26 protein-coding genes are annotated in these 23,252 nt (G+C 34.8%); 11 read left to right on the top strand and 15 right to left on the bottom strand.

Going from position 1 to position 23,252, the window contains the following annotated elements:
* Positions 1-20: 20 nt before the first annotated feature.
* The 3 genes from ribD to CSW08_RS11115 are packed head-to-tail and all read left to right on the top strand — an operon-like array spanning position 21 to position 2,254.
* The gene (gene ribD, locus CSW08_RS11125) at positions 21-1,025 is read left to right on the top strand and encodes a bifunctional diaminohydroxyphosphoribosylaminopyrimidine deaminase/5-amino-6-(5-phosphoribosylamino)uracil reductase RibD (RefSeq protein WP_106659963.1); all 1,005 of its coding nucleotides are present in this window, start codon (positions 21-23) and stop codon (positions 1,023-1,025) included.
* Positions 1,018-1,629, top strand: a complete 612-nt coding sequence (locus CSW08_RS11120; RefSeq protein WP_106659962.1) for an HAD family hydrolase — start codon at positions 1,018-1,020, stop codon at positions 1,627-1,629. Before ribD ends, CSW08_RS11120 begins: the two co-directional genes overlap by 8 nt.
* A 10-nt stretch (positions 1,630-1,639) precedes the next feature.
* Positions 1,640-2,254 carry an IMPACT family protein gene (locus CSW08_RS11115; protein ID WP_106659961.1) on the top strand — a complete coding sequence of 205 codons (615 nt, stop codon included), beginning with the start codon at positions 1,640-1,642 and terminating at the stop codon, positions 2,252-2,254.
* Here CSW08_RS11115 and CSW08_RS11110 read toward each other — a convergent pair.
* Positions 2,251-2,649: an acyl-CoA thioesterase gene (locus CSW08_RS11110; protein WP_106659960.1), complete on the bottom strand. Its 399-nt coding sequence runs from the start codon at positions 2,647-2,649 to the stop codon at positions 2,251-2,253. The genes CSW08_RS11115 and CSW08_RS11110 overlap by 4 nt on opposite strands.
* Before the next feature lie 189 nt (positions 2,650-2,838).
* Between CSW08_RS11110 and dnaA the strand changes: the two genes are divergently transcribed.
* From dnaA to CSW08_RS11095, 3 genes are read left to right on the top strand one after another with little or no spacing between them, the layout of a single operon-like run.
* The gene (gene dnaA, locus CSW08_RS11105) at positions 2,839-4,266 is read left to right on the top strand and encodes a chromosomal replication initiator protein DnaA (RefSeq protein WP_106659959.1); all 1,428 of its coding nucleotides are present in this window, start codon (positions 2,839-2,841) and stop codon (positions 4,264-4,266) included.
* Positions 4,267-4,278: 12 nt separating this feature from the next.
* The gene (locus CSW08_RS11100) at positions 4,279-4,731 is read left to right on the top strand and encodes a low molecular weight protein-tyrosine-phosphatase (RefSeq protein WP_238987249.1); all 453 of its coding nucleotides are present in this window, start codon (positions 4,279-4,281) and stop codon (positions 4,729-4,731) included.
* Positions 4,732-4,768: 37 nt separating this feature from the next.
* On the top strand, positions 4,769-5,485 hold the full coding sequence (locus CSW08_RS11095; RefSeq protein ID WP_106659958.1) for an SAM-dependent methyltransferase: 717 nt from the start codon (positions 4,769-4,771) through the stop codon (positions 5,483-5,485).
* 3 nt (positions 5,486-5,488) lie between these two features.
* Here CSW08_RS11095 and CSW08_RS11090 read toward each other — a convergent pair whose 3' ends face one another.
* From CSW08_RS11090 to dapF, 5 genes are all read right to left on the bottom strand, one after another.
* Positions 5,489-6,154: a peptidoglycan-binding protein LysM gene (locus CSW08_RS11090; protein ID WP_106659957.1), complete on the bottom strand. Its 666-nt coding sequence runs from the start codon at positions 6,152-6,154 to the stop codon at positions 5,489-5,491.
* A 111-nt stretch (positions 6,155-6,265) separates the two neighbouring features.
* Positions 6,266-7,177, bottom strand: a complete 912-nt coding sequence (locus tag CSW08_RS11085; RefSeq protein ID WP_106659956.1) for a DUF2279 domain-containing protein — start codon at positions 7,175-7,177, stop codon at positions 6,266-6,268.
* Positions 7,177-8,220, bottom strand: coding sequence for an endolytic transglycosylase MltG (gene mltG / locus CSW08_RS11080; protein WP_106659955.1), 1,044 nt, complete (start codon positions 8,218-8,220; stop codon positions 7,177-7,179). Before mltG ends, CSW08_RS11085 begins: the two co-directional genes overlap by 1 nt.
* A complete protein-coding gene (locus tag CSW08_RS11075) occupies positions 8,221-8,745 on the bottom strand; it encodes a GNAT family N-acetyltransferase (protein ID WP_106659954.1) in 525 nt (174 codons plus the stop codon).
* A complete protein-coding gene (dapF, locus tag CSW08_RS11070) occupies positions 8,742-9,515 on the bottom strand; it encodes a diaminopimelate epimerase (protein WP_106659953.1) in 774 nt (257 codons plus the stop codon). The genes CSW08_RS11075 and dapF overlap by 4 nt, the downstream gene beginning before the upstream one ends.
* Positions 9,516-9,639: 124 nt before the next feature.
* On the opposite strand from dapF, the gene CSW08_RS11065 reads away from it, so the two are divergent.
* The 4 genes from CSW08_RS11065 to CSW08_RS11050 all read left to right on the top strand — a co-directional run bounded on the left by CSW08_RS11065 (position 9,640) and on the right by CSW08_RS11050 (position 13,918).
* Complete coding sequence (locus CSW08_RS11065; protein WP_106659952.1) at positions 9,640-11,043, top strand: trypsin-like peptidase domain-containing protein; 1,404 nt, start codon at positions 9,640-9,642, stop codon at positions 11,041-11,043.
* Between the two features lie 135 nt (positions 11,044-11,178).
* Positions 11,179-11,799 (top strand): tRNA (guanine-N1)-methyltransferase, encoded by a 621-nt coding sequence (locus tag CSW08_RS11060; protein ID WP_106659951.1) that lies wholly within the window; start codon positions 11,179-11,181, stop codon positions 11,797-11,799.
* Positions 11,800-12,079: 280 nt separating this feature from the next.
* The gene (locus CSW08_RS11055) at positions 12,080-13,384 is read left to right on the top strand and encodes a DUF2254 domain-containing protein (RefSeq protein ID WP_106659950.1); all 1,305 of its coding nucleotides are present in this window, start codon (positions 12,080-12,082) and stop codon (positions 13,382-13,384) included.
* 108 nt (positions 13,385-13,492) lie between these two features.
* Positions 13,493-13,918 (top strand): response regulator, encoded by a 426-nt coding sequence (locus CSW08_RS11050; protein WP_106659949.1) that lies wholly within the window; start codon positions 13,493-13,495, stop codon positions 13,916-13,918.
* 146 nt (positions 13,919-14,064) lie between these two features.
* Here CSW08_RS11050 and CSW08_RS11045 read toward each other — a convergent pair whose 3' ends face one another.
* From CSW08_RS11045 to CSW08_RS11030, 4 genes are read right to left on the bottom strand one after another with little or no spacing between them, the layout of a single operon-like run.
* On the bottom strand, positions 14,065-14,757 hold the full coding sequence (locus CSW08_RS11045) for a peptidoglycan DD-metalloendopeptidase family protein (RefSeq protein WP_106659948.1): 693 nt from the start codon (positions 14,755-14,757) through the stop codon (positions 14,065-14,067).
* Between the two features lie 29 nt (positions 14,758-14,786).
* A complete protein-coding gene (locus CSW08_RS11040) occupies positions 14,787-16,232 on the bottom strand; it encodes a hypothetical protein (protein WP_106659947.1) in 1,446 nt (481 codons plus the stop codon).
* A gap of 12 nt (positions 16,233-16,244) precedes the next feature.
* Positions 16,245-16,811, bottom strand: a complete 567-nt coding sequence (locus tag CSW08_RS11035) for a hypothetical protein (protein ID WP_106659946.1) — start codon at positions 16,809-16,811, stop codon at positions 16,245-16,247.
* Positions 16,795-17,346, bottom strand: a complete 552-nt coding sequence (locus tag CSW08_RS11030; RefSeq protein ID WP_106659945.1) for an RNA polymerase sigma factor — start codon at positions 17,344-17,346, stop codon at positions 16,795-16,797. The genes CSW08_RS11035 and CSW08_RS11030 overlap by 17 nt, the downstream gene beginning before the upstream one ends.
* A gap of 177 nt (positions 17,347-17,523) precedes the next feature.
* Here CSW08_RS11030 and CSW08_RS11025 point away from each other — a divergent pair, with 177 nt between their 5' ends.
* Positions 17,524-18,096: a DUF2911 domain-containing protein gene (locus CSW08_RS11025; protein WP_106659944.1), complete on the top strand. Its 573-nt coding sequence runs from the start codon at positions 17,524-17,526 to the stop codon at positions 18,094-18,096.
* Positions 18,097-18,160: 64 nt separating this feature from the next.
* Here the strand turns inward: CSW08_RS11025 and CSW08_RS11020 are convergent, their stop codons facing one another.
* From CSW08_RS11020 to CSW08_RS11000, 5 genes are all read right to left on the bottom strand, one after another.
* Complete coding sequence (locus tag CSW08_RS11020) at positions 18,161-18,751, bottom strand: phosphatase PAP2 family protein (protein WP_106659943.1); 591 nt, start codon at positions 18,749-18,751, stop codon at positions 18,161-18,163.
* Between the two features lie 19 nt (positions 18,752-18,770).
* Complete coding sequence (locus CSW08_RS11015) at positions 18,771-18,998, bottom strand: hypothetical protein (RefSeq protein WP_106659942.1); 228 nt, start codon at positions 18,996-18,998, stop codon at positions 18,771-18,773.
* Positions 18,999-19,028: 30 nt separating this feature from the next.
* Positions 19,029-20,405, bottom strand: a complete 1,377-nt coding sequence (locus tag CSW08_RS11010) for an MATE family efflux transporter (protein WP_106659941.1) — start codon at positions 20,403-20,405, stop codon at positions 19,029-19,031.
* A gap of 281 nt (positions 20,406-20,686) precedes the next feature.
* Positions 20,687-21,628, bottom strand: a complete 942-nt coding sequence (locus CSW08_RS11005; protein WP_106659940.1) for an NAD(P)H-dependent flavin oxidoreductase — start codon at positions 21,626-21,628, stop codon at positions 20,687-20,689.
* Positions 21,628-23,238, bottom strand: coding sequence for a S8 family serine peptidase (locus tag CSW08_RS11000; RefSeq protein ID WP_106659939.1), 1,611 nt, complete (start codon positions 23,236-23,238; stop codon positions 21,628-21,630). The genes CSW08_RS11005 and CSW08_RS11000 overlap by 1 nt, the downstream gene beginning before the upstream one ends.
* Between the last annotated feature and the right edge of the window lie 14 nt (positions 23,239-23,252).

Below are 23,252 nucleotides of genomic sequence, written 5' to 3'. Positions count from 1 at the left end.
TTGTCCTGATATTTATCGGGATGAATATACATGAAAAATACATAAAACGCTGTATTGAGATTGCCAAAAATGGTTTGGGAAGCACGCGCCCCAACCCTATGGTAGGCTGTGTGATTGTTCGCAACAATACCATTATTGGCGAAGGTTTTACCAGTGCTTATGGCGGCAACCATGCCGAAGTAAACGCTATAAATGCGGTTGTTGATAAAAATCTATTAAAAGAAGCGACGCTTTATGTGACTTTAGAACCTTGCTCCCACTTTGGCAAAACGCCTCCTTGTAGCGACCTCATCAATAAAAGCAACATACCTAACGTGGTTATAGGATGTATCGATGACAATATTAAAGTTGCCGGAAAAGGTATTGAAAAACTAAAAAACGCTGGCTGTAAAGTAACTGTTGGTGTTTTAGAAGATGAATGCAGGGAACACCATAAACGTTTCTTCACTTTCCATAACAAAAAACGTCCTTATATTATTTTAAAATGGGCAGAAACCAAGGACGGCTTCCTAGCTCCTGAAACAAAAAATGAGCAAAAACCTGTTTGGATTAGCAACCAATATTCCAGACAATTAGTCCATAAATGGAGAACCGAAGAACAAGCCATTCTAATTGGCACTAATACAGTTTTGCAGGATAATCCGAGTTTAACCGTAAGGGATTGGACGGGACAAAATCCCATTCGTATTGTTGTAGATAAAGATTTAAAACTCCCTAAAACCTTGGCCATTTTTAATTACGAAGCCCAGACAATCGTCATCTCAAAAAACGATATGGATTTCTCAAAACAGGTCGCCTCACAAATTTGTGATATCTTATATGAAAATAATATAAGCTCTGTAATTATTGAAGGTGGAAAACACATGCTACAGACGTTTATTGATGAAAATTTATGGGATGAAGCTAGAGTTTTTACAGGTAACACACTATTCAACTCAGGACTTGAAGCACCACCTTTACATGGCAGGTTAATTTCTGAAGAAAACATTATGGACGATATTCTTAAAACGTATAGAAATGATTAAAACGATTATTTTTGATTTTGGTAATGTGTTCATCAATTTAGATATTGAAGGCTTTACACAAAATGCTTTCAAACATTTTAAAATTGATGAACTTTCAGAAGAAATGATGGCGTTCAATAGTTTTTATGAGCAAGGTTTAATTTCTACGGACGAATTTTTGGAATTTTATACTGAAAACTTCCCCAAACTTTCCGAAGAAGATCTTATTGGTATTTGGAATTTTATGCTGAAAGATTTTCCGAAACATCGTTTGGATTTTATAAAGGATTTAAAACAAACCTCTAAATATAAATTGATTTTGTTAAGCAATACCAACGAACTTCATATCGAATGGATTAAAAAAAATGTGTCTTTTTATGAGGAATTCAAAAATTGCTTTGATGCATTTTATTTATCGCACGACATTCATTTAAGAAAACCAAATCGGGATATTTTTGAATTTGTTTTAAATAAAAATAACTTAAACGCTGAAGACTGTTTGTTTGTAGATGATAATAAAGACAATATTAAATCCGCAAACGCTTTACATATAAATACGTGGCATATCAACCCCGAAACTGAAGATATTACGACGCTTTTTAAAGTAAAAAGCCACTTGTTTTAATTCCCTTTTTTTGACTGAAAAAGACACATACAAAACCATTGAAACCCCTACTGAGGCTATTTTATTCAAAGATAAAAATAGTAAGTTTTATGGATTTGCATATCCAATACAAAGTGAAAACGACGTAAAACAATATATAGACGCTTTAAAAAAGAAACACCATGCGGCTAGACATTGGTGCTTTGCTTACCAATTGGGAACAGAAACGACATCATTCAGAGCCAATGATGATGGTGAACCCAACAATTCTGCTGGCATGCCTATATATGGACAAATACAATCTTTTGATGTTACCAATATCCTAATCGTTGTGGTTCGCTATTTTGGCGGTGTTAAATTGGGCGTTAGTGGACTTATTAATGCTTACAGAACCACTGCACAATTGACGTTAGAAGCCTCTAAAATTGTTGAAAAAACCATCAATATTGAATTCTGCATCACATTTGAATATAAGAATATGAATAAAGTGATGCGGGTCATCAAAGAAAACAACATTACCATTAATAACCAAAAATTGGCATTGGACTGCAACATCTATATTTCAGTCAGGAAAAAAGATGCTCCATCCCTTTATGACATATTCAATAATCTTTTCGAAATAAAAATTACGGAAATAAAAAATTAATCGCCTATTGCATCCAAAATATATTGCGGGGCTTTCACCGGTCGGTTCGTTTTCATATCTATAAATACCAAAATGGTACTAGCGGTTGTTAAAATTTCATCTTTTTCATTGGTAATTTCATACTCAAATTCAATCTTCGCCGTGGGCTTATTTTTTAGTTGTGTTTTTACATTAATTACATCATCATAACCCGCTGATTTTTTATAATTTATGCAAAGAGAAACTACTGGCAACATAACACCACTTTCTTCCATATCTTTATAAGAAATCCCTAATTTTCGTAACCACTCAATACGCCCCATTTCAAGATATAATGGGTAGTTTCCGTGATACACCACCCCCATTTGGTCGGTTTCACCATATCTCACTCTTATTTGTATTTTGTCGAATTTCATAAGGTTTATTAAATAATTTTTTGTAGTTTCGGCTACGGGTTAAACATGATGAAAAAATTCTGAAAATTCAATACTATTTCATTTTTTTTTTAAGAATTTTGTTCACATATTTGCCTAACAATAATTAGGGGGAAAAAGTAATATTCTTCTTTACGTTAACTAACTAACAAACAAACCATAAATACAATAATGAGTGTAACTGCGCAATCGGTCTGGAATAACTGTCTTGAATTCATAAAAGATAATATACAACCGCAAGCGTATAAAACTTGGTTTGAGCCTATTATTCCCGTTAAACTTACAGACAATGCTTTAAGCATTCAAGTGCCAAGTAAATTCTTTTATGAATGGCTTGAAGAGCACTATGTAAAAATCCTAAAAGTATCATTAACTAAAGAGATTGGAGAAAAAGCCAAGCTTGTTTACATTATAAAAATGGAAAACACGTATGGTAACAAACATCCTTTTACCGAAAAAATTCCAAGCTCTAATAGAAGTGGCTTAAAATCACAAGAAGTTGATATTCCACTCCAAAATAAAAATCCGGAATTGCGAAATCCGTTTGTGATTCCAGGCATTAGAAATGTAAAAATTGAATCGCAACTAAATCCTAATTACAGTTTTGAAAATTTCCTTGAAGGCGACTCCAATCGTTTGGCAAGAAGCGCTGGCTTAGCGGTTGCGACAAAACCAGGTGGCACATCGTTCAATCCGTTACTTATATTTGGTGGTGTTGGTTTAGGGAAAACCCATTTAGCACATGCTATTGGTGTTGATATTAAAGACAAGTATCCTGAAAAAACCGTTTTATATATTTCTGCTGAAAAATTTACACAACAATACATAGATTCAGTAAAAAAGAACAATAGAAATGACTTTATTCATTTTTACCAAATTATTGATGTATTAATCATTGATGATGTTCAATTTTTATCAGGAAAATCTGGAACCCAAGATGTGTTCTTCCATATTTTCAACCACTTGCACCAAAATGGCAAACAGGTTATTTTAACCAGTGACAAGGCGCCAGTTGACATGCAGGATATTGAGCAACGTTTATTATCCCGTTTTAAATGGGGACTTTCAGCTGAATTGCAAAACCCCGATTTTGAAACCCGTGTTTCTATCTTGAAAAACAAATTATATCGCGATGGTGTTGAAATGCCAGACGATATTATTGAATATGTTGCCAAAAACATTAAAACGAATGTAAGAGAGTTAGAAGGTGCTATTATATCTTTAATCGCCCAATCGTCTTTCAATAAAAAGGAGATCACCATTGATTTGGCAAAACAAATTGTTGAGAAATTTGTTAAGAATACCAAACGTGAGGTGTCTATAGATTATATACAAAAAATTGTGTCTGACTATTTCCAAATGGACATAGATACATTACAATCTAAAACCAGAAAACGTCATATTGTGCAAGCGAGGCAATTAGCCATGTTTTTTGCTAAAAAATTCACTAAAGCCTCTTTAGCCAGCATTGGTTCCCAAATAGGAAAAAGAGATCACGCCACTGTGCTTCACGCTTGTAAGACTGTTGACAACTTGTCTTCTACAGATAAGCAATTCAAAAAATACGTGGAGGACATCACCAAAAAACTCTCTATTTAAATTCCCTTTTCAATGATTAAAATTTTAATGGTATGTTTAGGTAATATTTGCCGATCGCCATTAGCCGAAGGTATTTTAAAATCCAAACTCCCAAACAATAAATTCATAATTGATTCTGCTGGAACCGCACATTATCATATAGGTAGTCCACCCGATAAACGTGCTATAGCCGTCGCTAAAAAATACGGATTGGATATTTCTGGTTTATCAGGAAGGCAATTTGGTGTTGCGGATTTTGACACATTCGATTATATTTATGTAATGGATGAGTATAACTATAACCATGTGATAGCGCTTGCAAGACATGAGAATGATAAAGATAAGGTCAAGCTCATATTAAACGAAATATATCCGAATCAGAATTATGATGTGCCCGACCCTTATTATGGCGGCAGTGAAGGATTTGAAAACGTTTATAAACTGTTAGATGAGGCATGTTCGACAATTGCTAAGTCATTACTTTAATTATTTTTAAAAATTAACATATTAGAAAGGCTACCAAATGAATACTGCCAAAGGAAAATTATATCTGATACCAACAACCCTAGGAGATAACGACCCTTTAGAAGTTTTGCCTTTAACTGTAAAAAACATCATTGAACAAACTAACACGTTCATTGTTGAAAACGAAAAGACAGCACGGCATTTTATAAAAAAAATAACTCCAGATAAATTACAATCCGCTTTAAAAATACATCTTCTAAATAAATATACAGACGATACCGAACTGCCCAAATTTTTAGAATCCTGCTGCAAAGGCATTGATGTTGGCTTACTTTCTGAAGCTGGTTGCCCTGGCATAGCCGATCCAGGTGCCGATGTTGTAAAATTAGCACATCAATTAGATATAAAAGTCGTGCCGTTAGTAGGCCCATCCTCTATTTTAATGGCTATGATGGGTTCTGGAATGAATGGACAAAGCTTTACATTTAATGGGTATTTACCCATAGACAAAGACGAAAGGAAAAAAGAAATTAAACGATTGGAACGCCTATCTTTTGAGCTAAATCAATCTCAAATTTTTATTGAAACCCCTTATAGAAACAATAAAATGCTGGAAGATATTTGCAACATTTTAGAAAAAAATACCAGTATTTGTGTGGCTTGTGATATCACGTTGCCAACAGAGTACATAAAAACACTTTCCGTAAACGAATGGAACAAAAAAAAGGTAGACCTTCATAAAAGACCTACCATTTTCATTATCCATAAATTTTAATTCTTAAATAGAAGTTGCCTTAGCTTTTTTATTCGGCTTTAAAAAAGATGTATCATATCCAGAAAACTTTTTGATATAATACTGAACTGATGTTCCATAACTATCTTCATAATCATCAACACCGTAACTTCTTAAATAATGTTTAACACTTCCAGGGCCTGCTAAATGTGCTGCCGCTAAAATTCCAGACTCCGTAATAACAACGCCGTTAATCTTTTTGCCAACAAAATTTTTAATATCACGTCGTAAAATCCATTTGTTGCGCTCGGCATTAGCTATAAATGCTCTTTCCTGAAGTTCTGGATTGCTTAAAAAATGTGCTGGATTATAAATTCCAATCATCTTTAAGGTTTCCGTTCCAAATTGGTATTTTCCTAAATACCCCAAGGTGTTCACCGAAAAATAATCACCTCTGGATTCTTTAAAGGCTAAAGCCTCTTTAAATCCTACAAAAGATTTCCCAAGATAAGGTGAAAATAATCTGTTTCCTTCGTTTAATGCCAAATCGCTCTCGTGAGTATTTGGCTCTGGGCTCACTGTATAATTCAACTCTAAGCCCTTTGTTGAATATTTACTTAAATCGATCGTGTCTGTCGAAGACAACGAAACATACAATAGAACACATACTGTAAGTGATAAAATCAGATAACTTGCAATACTTTTCTTCATAATTTTTTAAATTTCTTCAGCATATTTAATAAAAAATATACCTGAAAATTTGAGGGTGCAAAATTACACATTTTAATCGTTAATTCAAAATTACTCGTTTATGTGCTCTTTTTAATAGTACAATAGATGAAATACATACCCATTTTTACTAAATTCAATGGCTGGAAACGGCAACTTAATTACGTTAAAAACATCTAATATGGATCTCAATACCCGTGACTTTGTTTCTATTTTACTCAAATTTAAATCAAAACTTAAGTACAACTGCCTAACCCTCTCATTATTTGTTAACAACTGATTGTCAACATCTTTCATCCCCTCCAACATACCGTCAGCACCATAGCCTACTGACAAATCAAGCCATTTAGGGATATTGCTTTGTTTAAAAAAAGAATGCAGATTTATATTTAACCAATAGGTTTGTCCGTTGTAGTCTTTCAAAACCTGCTCTAAAAAACTGTCGCCTAGCTTATCTGGACGCTGCGACGCATATTGCGTTTGATGAAATGAAAATTTCAACATCATTCGCTGTTCTTCCCATAATAATTCTTGTCCAACATACAATCCCGTGCCCACTGCATTGGCTAAAACATCTGTCCATGAAAAGCCCCATTCTTCAGAAAAACCATCAAAAACCTCTACAGCAGTTAAAAATCCAAACCCTAAAGTGGCTCCATATATTAATTGGTCTTTTTTGTTTACACCAGACCAATTAAGACCTTGCGCACCCATTCTTCCCATTTGATAGGAAGAAAAAACATGGCCTATTTTATCCATTTGAAGCCATTCCTCACTATCATCAATCGTGTGGAATTTAGATTTAGGATAGTCGGCATACCAAAGTTGGTTCAAACCGATTAAAGATACTCCTATTATAGACGCTTCGCCAATCACAATGGCATTCCGTCTTGGTTTGTTTAGGGTATCGCTTGGTGTTAGAAAAGAGTCTAGTTTAGATTGTGAAAATGAAAAAAAGGCAACAAAAAAGAGAGGGAGGATATATTTAAGTTTAGAACACCTCACTATCTATTAATGCCTTGAGATGACAAATACCTTTGATATTCCCTCGCATTGACATTATGCTGGGCTAAAGTTTTTGCAAATTTATGATATCCCAAACGTTTCGCATCGGCGGCAAAATAAAGATAATCATGCTTTTCGTAATTTAAAACGGCATCAATGGCAGAGACGTCTGGCATGGCAATAAGACCTGGGGTTAACCCCAAGTTTTTATAAGTATTATAAGGCGAGTCAATCTCTTTATGAATGTTCAAAACGCGTTTTATAATGGTATTCTTGTATTTTGGCAGTTGATAGGCTGCAAATTTTAATGTTGGATCTGCCTGCAAGGGCATTCCTATGCGTAATCTATTTAAATATACCCCAGCAATTCTTGGCTGTTCATCAACTGCTTTAGATTCTTCATGAACAATAGATGCCAAAGCAATCACTTGGTTTGGCGATAAATTAAGGGCTTCGGCTTTTGCTTTTCGGCTATCGTTCCAAAATCTGTTATACTCTTTCAACATTCTATCCCTAAATTGCTCTGCAGACGTATTCCAGAAAAACTCATAACTATTTGGAATATACATCCCCAAACTCGTAGCCAAGTTGAAATTGTTTTTTTGCAGGAACGATGAGTCCTTCATCGTATTTAATAACGACAAGCTATCGGCTTCTATTTGAACACTGATGCGTCCTGCTAGTTTTTCAAGTGATTCTTGATTATTAAAAGACAGTCTTATAGGTAGATTATTGCTTCGTATGGAATTAATAATATCGTTATTGTTCATGCCTTTTTTAATGGCAAAACGTCCCGCTTTTATATTAGTGACATACTTTTTTTGTTCCGCTAAAGCATCAAACGTATCAATATCTTTTAAAAGTGGCTTCAGTTGTTCCCTTACATCGGCATAGGTGCCGTTGGTTGGCACATACACATAGGCCACATCATTATTAAAGTTTGTATTGGATACAAACATGGCATTATAAACATAGTAAGCAAAATAAGCTGCCACTGCTAAACCAATAAATACGATGGTCAAAAGTATCTTCTTTATATACATTTAATTATTTATAAGCTGAAACAGATATTCGTTTTTGTAAGCGCCATTAACCTGATTCCAATCTTTTTTAAGGCCTACATTTACAAACCCTTGATTGGTAAAAAGTTTTACGCTGCCTTTATTTTCTTCTGAAATGTTACAATATAACTGATGTAATCCCAAATGCGAAAAACTATAATTGATCAATAATTGCAAAGCTTCCCTGCCATAGCCTTTATCTCTATCTTTTGAGTCTTTAATTAAAATGCCAATACCTGCCCTTCTGTTTTTAAAATCGAAATCGAAAATATCAATTAAGCCTAATGGTCTATTGTCATAACTCGAAACAACTAATCGTAATTGTTTTACCTCAAAAATATCTTTATGGGCATTTTCAAGATATTGCTTAATCAAAAATTTTGAATACGGTGTTTGGGTATTGCTTATTTCCCAAACAGATTCATCATTTTCAACCGCATACACAAATTCCAAATCTTCTGGCTCTAAAGCACGTAAATATATCTCACTTCCTTTTAATGTTATCATATACTCCCTTTATAAACAAACGTTGCAGGCCCTATGAGCCATACATTTTTGTAAATTCCATTTTCAACATCAAAACTAACTTGTAATTCACCACCTTGAACCTGTAAGGTTATCAGGTTTTTATCAGTTTCATTAAGAGCATGCATCGCCAAAGCTACGGCGGTAACCCCAGTTCCACAAGAAAGCGTTTCATCTTCTACTCCACGTTCGTAGGTTCTGACGGCAAAAATTTGATTACTTATTTTTTTTACAAAATTAACGTTACTGCCTGCTTCATTATATGGTTCACCATATCTAATGGTAGCGCCTTTTGTTTTGATATCAAAATCTTCTATCTGCTCTTCAAATTGTACATGGTGCGGTGAACCCGTGTTTAAAAAAACGTGTTTTGAATGTTTCTCTATGGTATTAACATCCTGCATTTGCAATCTAATAATGTCACCATCTACAACCGCATGGTGTAAACCATCGATGGCTTCAAAAACCGCATTTTCGGTAATAACGCCCAAATGCTTTGCAAATGCAACCAAACAACGTCCGCCATTACCACACATGCTGCTTTCATTGCCATCGGCATTATAGTACACCATTTTAAAATCTAAATCTGGATGATTTTCAAGTAAAATAAGTCCGTCCGCTCCAATACCAAATCGCCTGTCACATAAAAATGCAATACGTTTGGTGTCTTGTTTATTGAACGTTTGCTGACGATTATCAATCATCACAAAATCGTTTCCTGTTCCTTGATATTTATAAAAAACCTGTTGCATAATGAAGGGCAAATATATGAATATAAAACCGTTTTTTTCATTGTTAAATCGTCGTTAAAGTTGAAATTTCCATTCAATAAATTTTTAATTTTAATCGTTATAATTAAAAATAAAACTGAAAATTATGAAGAAGATTTTATTATTAGTGTTGGTTTCAGCATTAGGTGGTGCCTTAACACTTGGTGCCTACAAATTATTTTTAGAACCGGAAAACCAGGTTATTGTAACCTCTGCATCTGCTAATCCAACATTTTTACCGACTAGCAATGTGGCTGGACTTTCAGCAATAAGCGAGGCTCCCGATTTTGCCTTAGCTGCCGAAAATACTATAAATGCTGTGGTACACGTAAAAAACGTATCTATTAGTTCCGGACAAATGACCATGCAAGATTTATTTATGGGAAGAAGTACCCCGCGTGCTCAAATGGGTACAGGTTCTGGCGTTATTGTAAATGCGGACGGGTATATTATTACCAATAATCATGTGATTAACAATGCCAATGAACTATCGGTGACGTTAAACAACAACAAAACCTATAAGGCAGAAATAGTAGGTTCGGATTCCAAAACAGATATTGCCCTTTTAAAAATTGATGCCGATGAGGATTTGCCCTTTGTGACCTTTGCTGATTCAGACGAGGTTAAAGTAGGCGAATGGGTATTGGCAGTTGGAAATCCGTTTAATTTAACATCAACCGTTACGGCGGGGATTATTAGCGCCAAAGCCAGGGATTTATCGGGTACTAGCTCTCAATCTTTTATTCAAACAGATGCCGCTGTTAACCCAGGAAATTCTGGTGGCGCATTAGTAAATACCAGAGGTGAACTTATAGGAATTAATACAGCCATTTCATCACAAACAGGATCTTATGTGGGCTATTCATTTGCTGTACCTAGTAATATTGCCCGCAGGGTTATAGAAGATATTATGGAATATGGCAATGTACAAAATGGGATTCTTGGTATTAGTGGTACTGCTTTAAATAGCGCATTGTCTAAAGAATTTGGCGTAACGGATACCGAAGGTATTTATGTAGATAGTGTGATCGAAGCCTCTGGAGCTGAAAAAGCTGGTATTCAAAAAGGCGACATTATTAAGGAAATTGATAACATTAAAGTATCTAAATTTGCCGATTTAACGGGACATATTAATGCTAAACGTGTAAACGATAAGGTGCTTCTTAAAGTTTACAGGGACGGCGAATTAAAAACAGTAAATGTTACGTTGACCAGAAATGAAACTACTATTTTACCCGTGATTGGCACATTAAAGAATGCCTCTAAAGAGCAATTAAAAAAATACGATTTAAAATATGGATTAGTCATTATAAATTTAAATGAAGACAATAAAGAAGATTGGGAAGAAGATGGCGTTAAAGAAGGAAGTATTGTCACTGCTTTAAATGGTAAAGAATTAAAATCTATAGAGGATATTGAAAACCTTAAATCAAATCGAGGTTATAAATTCCCATATAGTATTGGAATTGTAAAAAACAATGGTGAAAGAATAACTTATCGCTTTAGATAAAACATCTAATTAAAATTTCCGTTCGTATATATAGAAGCCTCATATAAATTGAGGCTTTTTTTATAAATATGTCCTTTTAAAGCATAATTTTTTTAACTTCGTAATCCAAACATAACCATTTTAAAATCTACCTAGATGAAATGCATTAAATACCTACTAGTTATAGCCGTTCTTTTAACCTGTTCTTTTACAGCATTTTCGCAAAATAACACAGAAGAAGATGAACTCTCTTTAGATAAAGGATCCATAGACAATCAATTTGAATATGTTATAACACGCTCTAATAATTACCAAGATTTCAAAGTCGTTAAAAAAACCTGGCTTTACACCCTTAAAGCCCATACCATAGATTCCTTAAAAGCCGTACATAACGATTTAGCAGATACCAAAATCCTTGTTGATACGCAAGCCAAGGAGATTTCCGATTTAAAATCGAGCTTAGAAAGCACCCAAGCAAATTTGGAAAACACCCGAAGTGAAAAAGATAACATCGGCTTGTTTGGCGCACAAATGAGTAAAGGCAGTTACAAAACCATCATGTGGCTTATTATTGGCTGTTTATTGGCCTTATTAGCTTTATTTATTTACAAATTCAACAACAGTAATGCCATTACAAGACAAGCTAAAAAGAACCTTGCGGACATTGAAGAAGAATTTGAAGAACACCGCAAAACAGCTGTAGAACGCGAGCAAAAAGTAAGACGCCAATTGCAAGACGAAATAAACAAACAAAAAACAACTAAAGGCAATAAATAACCTTTAATAATGACATACACACTTTTAAAAATCTGTAATTAACCTTACGGATTTTTTTGTTATTACCCAAACCGTATTGGTTTTGTAAAATTTTACAGCTATCTTCGTTTATATATTGAACTTGTGTCGGTAACTGCCAATATAAAATATTAACGACTTCATAGGATTGTAGTTGTCGCCAATGTAAAATATAGCAGAAGGTGGTCAATATAAATTAGCTCTGGAATAGATGGATAAAGACACTTCCTTTCATTTATTATAACTATGGCATTACGAATAAATGAAAAAACTAATATTTAAATGGAGTGAATTGAAAGCCACTTTTTGGTTTATTCCGGTCATTATAATTATTTCTTCAATCCTGTTATCAATAGGCCTGGTCTATATTGATGGCAGTTTCAATTTTTCACAAGACGGCATAGGTCGCTTCTTTTTTGTGAACAGTTCAGATTCCGCCCGCAGTATATTATCCACTATTTCTGCAGCGATGATGGGTGTAGCAGGCACAGTTTTTTCTATTACACTGGTAGTCTTGACGCTCGCCTCATCGCAATTCGGCCCGCGACTTATCAAAAATTTTATGTATGTGCGCCTCAATCAAGTAGTGTTGGGATCGTATATTTCAACCTACCTATATTGTCTGCTTGTTTTAATTGCAGTAAAAGATGACAACGATTATACGTTCATACCTTCTATATCCATACTTGTGGCCATTATAGCCGCTATAACAAATATTATTTTACTAATTGTTTTTATCCACCAGATTGCCATCAGTCTTCAAGCAGATAAAGTGATATCTGATATTTCAGACTTTATCTTCAAACAACTAGAAACGCTGTTCCCTGAAAAAATGGGAGATGTAAAAAAAGAAGAAAACTTGGATATCTCTACTACGATTTCAGGTTATAAACAGCGCATTTACATAAAAGCGCCTAAAAGCGGTTATCTTCAATATATTGATAGTGAAGCTTTAATAAAAATCATAACCAAAAAAGATTCATTATTGGAGTTATATCCTAGACCAGGAAGGCATTTGGTGCAAGGCGGGGAAATAGGTTTGCTTTATTCAAATGACCTTTGGGAAAAAGAGGAGTTAGAAACTATTTTTAAACAGTTAGAAATCGGAAAAATCAAAACCTCTCAACAAGATCTTGAATTTTCAATTCTCCAAATGGTTGAAATAGCATCACGTGCGCTCTCTCCCGGAATTAACGACCCATTCACAGCAATCACCTCTATTGATAACCTTTCGGCTACTATGTGCTATTTAGCCCAAGCTCAATTTCCTTCAAAATACCGTTTCGATGATGGAGGAACTCTTAGGATTATTGCCGACACCTTAGAGTTCGAAGGTGTTTTAGATGCTGCATACAATCAAATTCGACAGTATTCAGGGGGAAGTCCTTCTGTTATTATAAGATTGATGGATGCATTGACAACCATAAGTGGATTTACAACCAATGAAAAGCACAAAAAAGCAGTGCTCAAGCATGCTGAAATGGTTTTAAATATCGGCAAGCAAACCATAAAGGAAGAACATGATCTCGAAGACCTAATTAAAAGGTCAAAAAAGATATTAAATTAACTGATTTAAAACATTAAAACAGTTTTATATTATTGTAGTTGTGCAACATGCTAAAATTATAATGCATAAAATTGTGAATAAATAAATTACCCTACCTTTATAAAAAAAATGAATAAGCAAGGTCCCATTATTTTTATTGAAGATGACTTAGAAGATCAAGATATTTTAGCAGACGTTTTTAAAAGTCTTGATTATAACAATGAAATTATATTTTTTTCTGAATCTGAAAAAGCTTTAGAATATTTAACTGCAACGAAAATCAAACCATTTATTATTTTTTCGGACATTAATATGCCAAAACTTAATGGCATGGAATTAAGAGATAAAGTTCGTGAAAACAAGGAACTCGAAATAAAATCTATCCCTTATTTATTTTTTACAACTACTGCCGAACAAAAAAACGTGATTGATGCATACTCGAAATCAATACAGGGATTTTTCATAAAGCCATCAGACTATAACCAAATCAAAGCGATGATGAAAATTATAATTGAATACTGGAAAATATGTGTTTCCCCAGATTATACGGGATAAAAGCATGATTACACAACAACGCACAAGTTTCATTGCTGGATTTTATTAGCCAGAACATTTTCCTTTCAAAAAAACTTTAACTTGCCGGAGAAAACTTAGTTCGTCTCACCACAAGGAAAACTTGTGCGCTAAACGTCAAATGAACCTTATAATTCCAACCTCAAAAGAACCTCCGGATTCGGACAATTATCTAAATAAAATTCCAAATCCTTTTTGTTACAAACACCCGGGTAATCGCCCTTATAACCCTGTAAATCTTTTATGATTTGAAAATGCAAATGTGGTGGGTAATCGCCATTTACAGTAGTATCACCCAAAGTGGCAAACGGTTCGCCTTGCCTTATGGGTTTTCCTGTTTCTATATTATTTAGAGACGCTAAGCTTAAATGTCCGTATAAGGTGTTAAATTCAACCTCATTTATGGTGTGTTTTAAAATAATGGTGGGGCCATAATCACCAAAATTGGTGTTGTTTTTAAAACTGTGCACTATGGCATCTAAAGGGCAAAATATGGGTGTTTCGGCTGCTATCCATAAATCAACTCCCAAATGGATGTTACGTTCGGTAGCGCCGTTTTCATTAAAATGATGGCTGCGTTTGTAAATATCCCTGACTTCATTATAACCACCATATGCAAGCAGTCCGCTGTGTTGGTTGACTTGGTTTTGAATATAGTTTTGCAACACAGAGACCTTGCTAACATCCAAAGTATGGAGTTGCGCATTATTTACCGACAGGTCTATGGGAATGTATTTTGAGTTTGGAATGTCGGGATTTAACACCCGAAGTGGTTTGGAACTACTGTTTTTTAAAAAATCCTTAAAATGGGTTGAGGACATAGAAAAAGTGTTTCCTCAAAAATAAGAAACTATTGCATAACGACGTTGCTGTACTTCGCATTTACCACAATGGTTTTTTTAGTATTTGAATTGTTTGTTGAGAATGTAGACACATTATCATTGGATGTTTTTTTTGGGTGTTTTAAGCGAGAGCGTGTGCCTTTATACTGGAAATTATAATCAACTTTAGGAAGCGAAATAACGGCATCGCTATTTTGAAGGTTAACATTTAAATTGGTAAACCCATCCCCTACATTTAAGATTTTTAAATTGCCTATACTGCCATTAATAACCGCATTGTCTGTGACGTTTTCAATTTTTACATTGGAGGAATTAGAGGTCAATACCAAGCGTTTTACGGTTTTTAGCTCGGCAGTCTTAACAAAATTTAAGTTAAGCTCGCCTACATTCCAATATGCTATATTAACTGGCGAATAAGATGCATTAATGGAAGTTTTGCTTCCATTAATGCTATTTGCTATAAAGTTGGTGTACGATAAGTTAGCCTTAAGATTATCCACATTGGATACAAATTTAAGTTCGCCATGTTTCACGTCCACTTTAATTTTGGCATCTTTTGGCAATCTAATCTTAATCGTTTTTTTAACGTTTGAGTTGGATCCTGTATTGATTATTTTCTCCACAACCATACGTCTTTCGTTAGCCAGTTTTTCACGTTCATTAGCTATTTTTTCACGCTCATTTTCGCGTTGTTCCCTAATGATAATGACTTGCTTTTTTTGCTCTTCTCGTTGCTCTTGCAAATGTTCCATACGCTCGGCACGGGCTTCCATTTGTGCCGCAAAACGTTCGCCCCAAGCTTCCATTTGTTTACCATACTTTTCACCCCATTCTTTTCCGAATTTTTCGCCCCATGCTTCCATTTTTTTGGCGTAATCATCACCCATTTTCGATTCAAAATTTTTAGACCATTGCTCTATATATTTTTCACCGTCTTTTTTATAGGCTTCATAATCAAATTGTATGTTATTGATGCCTTCGGGCAATTCGGGCAATTCGGGCATCTCAGGAATTTCTGGGACTTCGGGCATATCAAAATCGAAGTTGAAATTCATTTCTGGGGCATATGCCAAATTATATTTTAACTCATCGAGGATGGCGTTCACATCAACATGATGACCATCGTTTTGAATCCAAGTAGCCGGCGCATTCCCTTTTGTGGTTATGGAAATCTCTTTGGAGGTGGCATCTACACTAACGCCCCATGCTTTTAGGGCTTTTTCCAATTCTTCTTTGGAAAGTTTTTCACCTTCAATATAGGCTTCAATCTCCACAACATTTTTGTTCCAAGTATCAAATTCGATATTGCAATTGCTGGTATTTAAATTTAAAATTACACCGTTGTCCACTTTAATGGATTGGGATAATTTGGTTAATTTTTGTTGCGCCATGATGCTTCCAACTATAAAAAAGCTGAGCACAAATAAGGATTGTTTCATGATTTTACTGTTCATTTTTTGATTTTTTTAGATTGATTTTGATGTGTCTTCAACATCATTAGGTAATTCTTGTAATTGCGATCTTAAACGGTACAAAAGATTTAAACGAAGTTTTAAATTATCTATCAGGGCATTTACGGTTAACTCGTTTGGCCCCAACTCTGTTAATTCTACAGACAAACGTTGGTATTCTTTATCAAGCCCTTCCAACTGGTCTAGATATCCATCAAACAAATCTTTGGTTTCTGGTGTGTATGCCATTTTAGACAATTCTAAATTGATACTCGCCAAATAATAATCTTCCACTTTTTTAAGTCCTGGAGATACATCGCCCAACGTTTTAACAACAAAAGGTTTAGTTTCAGCAACCGTTGTATTTGCAAATGGTGTTGCTTTAAAATAATTGTAAGCTCCAAAAGACAACCCCAAAAACACTACAATACTTGCAGCGACTCGAAGCCAATTAAAGTGGCGTTTGTTTGAAACAGGCAAGGCCTTATCTAATTTTTTAAGAAATCTCTCTTGATGGTTTTCATACATGGTTTCATGTTGTATCCCCTCATCTTTAAATAAGTCCCTAATATCTCGTGCCATTCTTTTTTAATTTTAACAGTTCTTGTAATTTTACTCTACCTCTAGATAATTGTGTACGTGAAGCGACTTCTGTAATATTTAAAATTTCTGAAATTTCTTGATGGTCATAGCCTTCAATTAAATAAAGCATTACCACATATTGATAGGTCTCAGGTAATTTACTAATCGCTTCCTTTACATCGTTTATAGTAATTGCATCGTCAACTAACCATTTGTCATCGTTTGTAGCATCAACAATTTTCAGGTGCACCTCATCCAATGCAACCAAATGTTGCTTTTTGGATTTTAAAAAATCGATACTTTTATTGATAACAATACGTTTTAACCAAGCCCCAAAAGTAACTTCCGCTTTATATTGATCTAGTTTAGAAAACGCTTTAATAAACGCTTCCTGCACAACATCTTCAGCATCGGCAGCATCATTCAAAAATCGTTTGGCAACAACATACATCCCGTTGCAGTACTGGTTGTATACCTGCAATTGTGCCTTCCTATTGTTTTGTTTACATTGTTCTATAATGTCAACTTGAAACATGCTAGCCTTACTTTTGGTTTTAAGTTAGTTCATTTTAAAAGACGACAAAAAAAGTGGCGTGTTGCAAAAAACATATTTTTTTTTTGTGTTGGTATATCAAAGCTATGAAATCTGCGTTTGAATTTTATAATTTAATACTTTTTAAAGTATCTTTATCCATTAAATAAAACATTGCTTATGAACACCTTTTTAAAACGACTTTTAATTTTTTTATCATTAATAGCCGTAGGCCTATTTTTATATTCTTATTTTGTTGAAAACATTTTTTCAGCCCGATTGAGCCCTAAAGACACGATTGCTTATAAATTTAACGATTTAAGACTAGAGGTTTTCTATAACAGACCCTCTAAAAAAGGACGTGAAATTTTTGGGGGTTTAGTGCCATTAAATGAAGTTTGGCGAACTGGAGCTAATGAAGCGACGACCTTTGAGACCAACAAGCCTCTTGAAATAAACGGCATGCCTCTACCAGTAGGGAAATATACCTTATGGTCGGTACCAAAAGACACGGTTTGGACCGTTATTTTTAATTCCAAACAATATTCTTGGGGTGTAGATACCGAAATGAAACCGATGTGGGACCCGAATTATGATGTTTTAGATGTTGAAGTGCCTGTGCATAAACTTGACAAAACGGTTGAACAATTTACCATAGGTTTTGATAGTACTACAGGGGATTTGTCCTTAACCATGGCTTGGGATGATGTGAAAGTTGCCGTACCTATAGAAGAAGTTCCAGAAGAACAGTAGTAAATCTTGTGATTTTTTCGATAAAGGTAGGTTGCATAAAAATCTTATAGATTTAATGCAGTCCCTAATTCTCTGAATCTAATCTAATTTCTCCTACATAACGTCGAATTATATACACGCTCACCTTATAAAATGCGAATCCTGTTATAGCGCCAAATGTTAGTCCGCACACAATATCCAGTGGATAATGCACACCAACATAAATTCGACTGTAAGCCACTATAAAACTCCAAATTAATAAAACAATCAGTAGGTTTTTATAATAGGGCTTTAATAACAAGCCAGCAAATACAGCAGCTGCCATAGAATTTGATGAATGCCCAGAGAAAAAACCATAAAGTCCACAGCGTTTAGCTATAAAACGTGTGTACTCCATAACACCTTCTGCCCTACACGGTCTGGGACGCTCAAAACCACGCTTAAAAACATTGGTGATTTGGTCGGTAAAAGTGATCATGACCGCAACAATGACAATAAAAAGCAACAATACTTTTACTCCGAACTTTTTATATAACAAAAACAATAAAATCGCATACAACGGAATAAAAGTAAGTTCGTCCGTAATAATTAACCATAGTAAGTCCCAAGTTGGAGAGCCTAAATTGTTTAAAAACAAGAACAGTTGCTTGTCGTATTCTATAATTTTATCAATCATTCATTAAAATTAAAAAGCATTACTCTTCATATTTAGCTATTTCACTATCGTAAAACTCGGTGGCAAGTTTAATCATGTTCTCCGTTTCCATCTCAAGTTCCTTTTCATCTTCTTGATCAAAATCCTCAAACCATTCTACCTCATCGTCTTCTAGATTAATAATAAACCTGGGGAATTCGGTATGAATGACATAAATAGCACTTGGATAATTGGTGTTATCACCTAAAATAAATTTTGGAAGACTCATGTTTAGTTATTGGTTATTCGTTGATGGTTGTTAGTTGTTGGACAAAATTAACTTTTTTGTCAAATAATTAAATCGAATATACAATAAAATAGCGGCAGTTGAAAGTCCTGCCAACAAACCTAACCAAATACCAATACTGCCATAAGCATCTTCTTTGCCTAAAAACCAACTCACCGGAAACCCAATAAGCCAATAGGAAATAAACGTTATGATGGTTGGAACTTTAACATCTTGAAGTCCACGTAAAGCCCCTAAAAAAATCACTTGAACACTATCGCTTATTTGAAAAATAGCAGCTACAATCAATAATTTAGAGGCGATGTTTACCACTTCCATATTATCAATTAAATTTTCAGCATCATTATAATCAACATATAATTTTGGTAAAAAATTATTTAAACTAAAAAACAAAATCGCAAAACCAATAGCCAAAATAATGCCTAATAAAAATATAGAAAAAGCAATGCGTCTTAACTCAACATAATTCTGTAATCCTTTTTGGTTTCCAATGCGAATCATGGAAGCGACGCTTAAACCGATAGCTACCATAAATGTCATGGATGACAAGTTTAATGCAATTTGATTTGCCGCTTGTGGATTTTTCCCCAACAAACCACTCAGCCAAATAGCTGCCGTAAAAATGGCCACTTCAAAAAACATTTGCATGGCACTTGGTGCTCCAAGGTTTATGATTTTTTTTAGCATTGATCTTTCCAAAACAAAAAACTTGATCTGGGTCACAAAAGGTTTCGATTTTTCTTTATTTTTTAGAATCCACCATAAACACCATACCATTATGATTCTGGAAATTAACGTACCGTAAGCTGCCCCAACTATGCCTAATTCTGGAAATCCGAATTTTCCAAAAATGAGTAAATAATTAAAAATAACGTTTAAGATGTTTGCTAAAACTGTAGCATACATAGGGTATCTAGTCATAGACAAACCATCACTAAATTGCTTAAACCCTTGAAAAATAATTAAGGGTATTAATGAAATTGCCACTAAATCCAAATATGGAATTGCCAACGTAACAACCTCTTCTGGTTGCTTCATTAAATACATAAGCGGTTTTGCAAAAAATACCATTAGAAAAAGTAAAACACCTAAAACCGTACATAAAAACAAACCATGTTTAAATGATGATTTTCCTTTGATAAAATCACCTTCAGAATCCGTTTCAGCAATTAAAGGTGTTATAGCTGTAGAAAACCCGATTCCTAAAGACATAGCAATAAACATAAAACTATTGCCTAATGAAACCGCAGCAAGTTCGGCCGTTCCTAATTGCCCCACCATAATATTATCTACAAAGCTTACAAAAGTATGCCCCAACATACCTAACATAACAGGGGCTGCTAACTTCCAATTGTATTTAAATTCTTTGGTATAATGTGTTAATTGCATGCTGCAAAAGTAACTCTTAAACTTTGCTTATAATGAACTCATCATTACTTTTTCAATAATTTAAAAACGCTTTTCTAAGAATTTAAAAAAAATTAACAAATGTTAATAATTTTAACTAAGTTATGTGTTTAAGTAAGTTTTTTTGTATAAATTCGCACAGCTTTTGAGACAAATCTTGCGGAAGGATTTGTTAATATTTTATTTTTTTATTTATTTTAGGGGATCAAAAGCTATTTAGAGGTTTTTGTATAAAAGGGGAAATATATTTCCCCTTTTTGTTTCTATAAACCTTTAACCCTAGTTTTAGCAAGGTCAAACTCTTTAATCATATCTTCAACAATTTTGGCAACTGGCTTTATATCGTGTATCAATCCAGCAACCTGGCCAATTTCTAGCTCACCTTCTTCTAAATCGCCTTCAAACATACCTTTTTTTGCTCGTCCCCTACCCAATAACTCTTGTAGTTGTTCTGGAGTTGGTGTCGTTTTATATAGCTCCTGTAGTTCGTTATAAAACTTATTTTTTATCAATCTTACCGGGGCTAATTCTTTTAACGTTAGCTGCGTACCACCTTCTTTGGTACTGGTAATTAATTTTTTGAAATCTATATGGGCCGAACTTTCCTCACTGGCTGCAAATCTGCTTCCGACTTGCACCCCATCGGCCCCTAAAATCATGACCGCCAGCATAGCTTGCCCCGTAGCAATCCCACCTGCCGCAATCAACGGGATTTGGAGGTGTTCCTTAACCATAGGAATCAATGTCAGAGTAGTAGTTTCATCCCTTCCGTTATGGCCTCCAGCTTCAAAACCTTCAGCAACCACGGCATCAACACCCACTTCTTGCGCTTTAAGAGCAAACTTCACACTGCTTACCACATGCACTACAGTGATACCACGTTCCTTTAACCAAGGTGTCCACGTTTTAGGATTTCCTGCTGAAGTAAATACAATCTTAACGCCTTCATCTACAATAATATCCATAATCTCTTGGATATTAGGATATAACAATGGCACATTAACCCCAAAAGGTTTATGGGTTGCTTTTTTACATTTTTGAATATGCTCGCGTAGCACTTCAGGATACATGGAGCCAGCCCCAATAAGTCCTAAAACACCTGAATTACTTGATGCCGAAGCCAACCGCCAACCACTATTCCACACCATACCTGCTTGAACTATAGGATATTTGATATTGAACAATTCCGTAATTCTATTAGCCATTACTTTTTAATGAGTTTGAACGTTTTTGAAATTTTTGGGGATTCAATTTTTACGATATATAAACCATCTAATAATGAAGAAACATCAATGGGATCAGTCACATCTAAAATCGGAAACGTATTGACTTGTCTTCCTAAAATATCATATAGACTAAATGTCCAGAAGGGTTCTTCCGAAGGTAATTTTAAGTACACCTCTCCCGAACTTGGATTTGGAAATAATAAAATCTCTTCGGGATTGTCTTCATCATTATCAATTGAAAGTTCTGTATTCAATGCAGCTAACAAATTAGGAATACCATATCCTAAAAAATAATCTGGATTATTATATTGTGATGCCGATTCTCTTACCAACTGCATGATTTCAGCATTTGTTTTATTTGGTAAAGCTTGCCATAAACACACAATGCCTCCAGCCAAAATAGGTGAACTAAAAGAGGTGCCATTGAGCGTGCCAATAACATCATTGATATCTACAACATAACTTGCCTGACCCTGTGCCACAACATCTGGTTTTTGTGTGGGTTGAATGGTGCTTCCTACGGAACTAAAAGACGCATATGTTCCAGCAGCGGTTACGGCTCCAATAGACAATACATTTGGTGAATCGGCAGGCGCATTGATGCCACCGCTTCCCTCGTTCCCAGCAGAATTAACAATCAATAGCCCTTTCTCGAAAGCAATGTTAGCCCCCTTTGTTATGTAGGTTGTGTTTCCATCAAAATCAGATGCAGGAAAATTATAATTTGTGTTATCATAAAAACTCCCATAGCCTAAAGAAGAGTTGATCACATCAACTCCCAAACTATCGGCACGTTCAGCTGCTTCAACCCAATAGCTTTCTTCAACTGGGTTTTCGCTTAAAGCATCCTCGGTTATAAATAAATAATACGATGCATCAGGCGCTGTTCCCACGTATTGATCTTGAACATAACCAGCCATAGTGCTTAATACCCATGTGCCGTGACTACTTGTGGTGTTGGCATACACATTAGCATTTCTATTTACAAAATCATAGCCATCTATAATATTTGTAGCATTTCTTAATCTTTGAAAAGCGGACATTGTATTGACATTTGGAAAACCGGCATCTAAAACGGCAACCGTCATACCCATCCCTGTGTAATCTAAAAGGTGTAACTCATGGCCATTAATCATATCTATCTGGTTGAAAGCATTTCCATAGTTGAATGTTATTAATTCACTTTCAAGTTTAGAAGCATGCTTTTGCGAAACTGGTTTTGCTGTGTTTAAACTTGTATCGGCAAAATCTATTGACGCAATAAAACCCAAGCCTGTCAGTGCTTCAATATCAGTTTGACTTCCTCTAATATGTACTGCATTAAACCATTTGGATTTTGCCATAACCGTTATTCCTACTGAGTTTTTTAGCTGAGTGATGTAACTTTCGTTTACAGGCACATCACGATCATCAATAGCTATGCCATGACCGTTTTTTCTATCGATTGCTTTTTGGGTTAGAATGGTAATGGGATTTGCAACGGAAGCCGCGACATTTTGCTTATCGGCTAAATATATCCAAGCATCTTGCTGGGCGTTAACATATATCTGAAAGAACAGCAATATCAAAAACAGTAGGCCTTTTTTCATCGCTTATCGATTTA

Source organism: Confluentibacter flavum (assembly GCF_002843175.1).
Classification (GTDB): Bacteria; Bacteroidota; Bacteroidia; order Flavobacteriales; family Flavobacteriaceae; genus Confluentibacter; species Confluentibacter flavum.
Note: the sequence above shows the minus strand (reverse complement) of the source record. Positions and strands in the feature narration are given on the sequence as shown.

What these genes read in the sequence shown, in the direction of transcription:
- ribD (WP_106659963.1), top strand. Translation starts at nt 21, where the DNA reads ATGAATATACATGAAAAATACATAAAACGCTGTATTGAGATTGCCAAA.
- CSW08_RS11120 (WP_106659962.1), top strand. Translation starts at nt 1,018, where the DNA reads ATGATTAAAACGATTATTTTTGATTTTGGTAATGTGTTCATCAATTTA.
- CSW08_RS11110 (WP_106659960.1), bottom strand. Translation starts at nt 2,649, where the DNA reads ATGAAATTCGACAAAATACAAATAAGAGTGAGATATGGTGAAACCGAC.
- dnaA (WP_106659959.1), top strand. Translation starts at nt 2,839, where the DNA reads ATGAGTGTAACTGCGCAATCGGTCTGGAATAACTGTCTTGAATTCATA.
- CSW08_RS11100 (WP_238987249.1), top strand. Translation starts at nt 4,279, where the DNA reads ATGATTAAAATTTTAATGGTATGTTTAGGTAATATTTGCCGATCGCCA.
- CSW08_RS11095 (WP_106659958.1), top strand. Translation starts at nt 4,769, where the DNA reads ATGAATACTGCCAAAGGAAAATTATATCTGATACCAACAACCCTAGGA.
- CSW08_RS11090 (WP_106659957.1), bottom strand. Translation starts at nt 6,154, where the DNA reads ATGAAGAAAAGTATTGCAAGTTATCTGATTTTATCACTTACAGTATGT.
- mltG (WP_106659955.1), bottom strand. Translation starts at nt 8,220, where the DNA reads ATGTATATAAAGAAGATACTTTTGACCATCGTATTTATTGGTTTAGCA.
- CSW08_RS11075 (WP_106659954.1), bottom strand. Translation starts at nt 8,745, where the DNA reads ATGATAACATTAAAAGGAAGTGAGATATATTTACGTGCTTTAGAGCCA.
- dapF (WP_106659953.1), bottom strand. Translation starts at nt 9,515, where the DNA reads ATGCAACAGGTTTTTTATAAATATCAAGGAACAGGAAACGATTTTGTG.
- CSW08_RS11065 (WP_106659952.1), top strand. Translation starts at nt 9,640, where the DNA reads ATGAAGAAGATTTTATTATTAGTGTTGGTTTCAGCATTAGGTGGTGCC.
- CSW08_RS11060 (WP_106659951.1), top strand. Translation starts at nt 11,179, where the DNA reads ATGAAATGCATTAAATACCTACTAGTTATAGCCGTTCTTTTAACCTGT.
- CSW08_RS11055 (WP_106659950.1), top strand. Translation starts at nt 12,080, where the DNA reads ATGAAAAAACTAATATTTAAATGGAGTGAATTGAAAGCCACTTTTTGG.
- CSW08_RS11050 (WP_106659949.1), top strand. Translation starts at nt 13,493, where the DNA reads ATGAATAAGCAAGGTCCCATTATTTTTATTGAAGATGACTTAGAAGAT.
- CSW08_RS11045 (WP_106659948.1), bottom strand. Translation starts at nt 14,757, where the DNA reads ATGTCCTCAACCCATTTTAAGGATTTTTTAAAAAACAGTAGTTCCAAA.
- CSW08_RS11040 (WP_106659947.1), bottom strand. Translation starts at nt 16,232, where the DNA reads ATGAACAGTAAAATCATGAAACAATCCTTATTTGTGCTCAGCTTTTTT.
- CSW08_RS11035 (WP_106659946.1), bottom strand. Translation starts at nt 16,811, where the DNA reads ATGGCACGAGATATTAGGGACTTATTTAAAGATGAGGGGATACAACAT.
- CSW08_RS11030 (WP_106659945.1), bottom strand. Translation starts at nt 17,346, where the DNA reads ATGTTTCAAGTTGACATTATAGAACAATGTAAACAAAACAATAGGAAG.
- CSW08_RS11025 (WP_106659944.1), top strand. Translation starts at nt 17,524, where the DNA reads ATGAACACCTTTTTAAAACGACTTTTAATTTTTTTATCATTAATAGCC.
- CSW08_RS11020 (WP_106659943.1), bottom strand. Translation starts at nt 18,751, where the DNA reads ATGATTGATAAAATTATAGAATACGACAAGCAACTGTTCTTGTTTTTA.
- CSW08_RS11015 (WP_106659942.1), bottom strand. Translation starts at nt 18,998, where the DNA reads ATGAGTCTTCCAAAATTTATTTTAGGTGATAACACCAATTATCCAAGT.
- CSW08_RS11010 (WP_106659941.1), bottom strand. Translation starts at nt 20,405, where the DNA reads ATGCAATTAACACATTATACCAAAGAATTTAAATACAATTGGAAGTTA.
- CSW08_RS11005 (WP_106659940.1), bottom strand. Translation starts at nt 21,628, where the DNA reads ATGGCTAATAGAATTACGGAATTGTTCAATATCAAATATCCTATAGTT.
- CSW08_RS11000 (WP_106659939.1), bottom strand. Translation starts at nt 23,238, where the DNA reads ATGAAAAAAGGCCTACTGTTTTTGATATTGCTGTTCTTTCAGATATAT.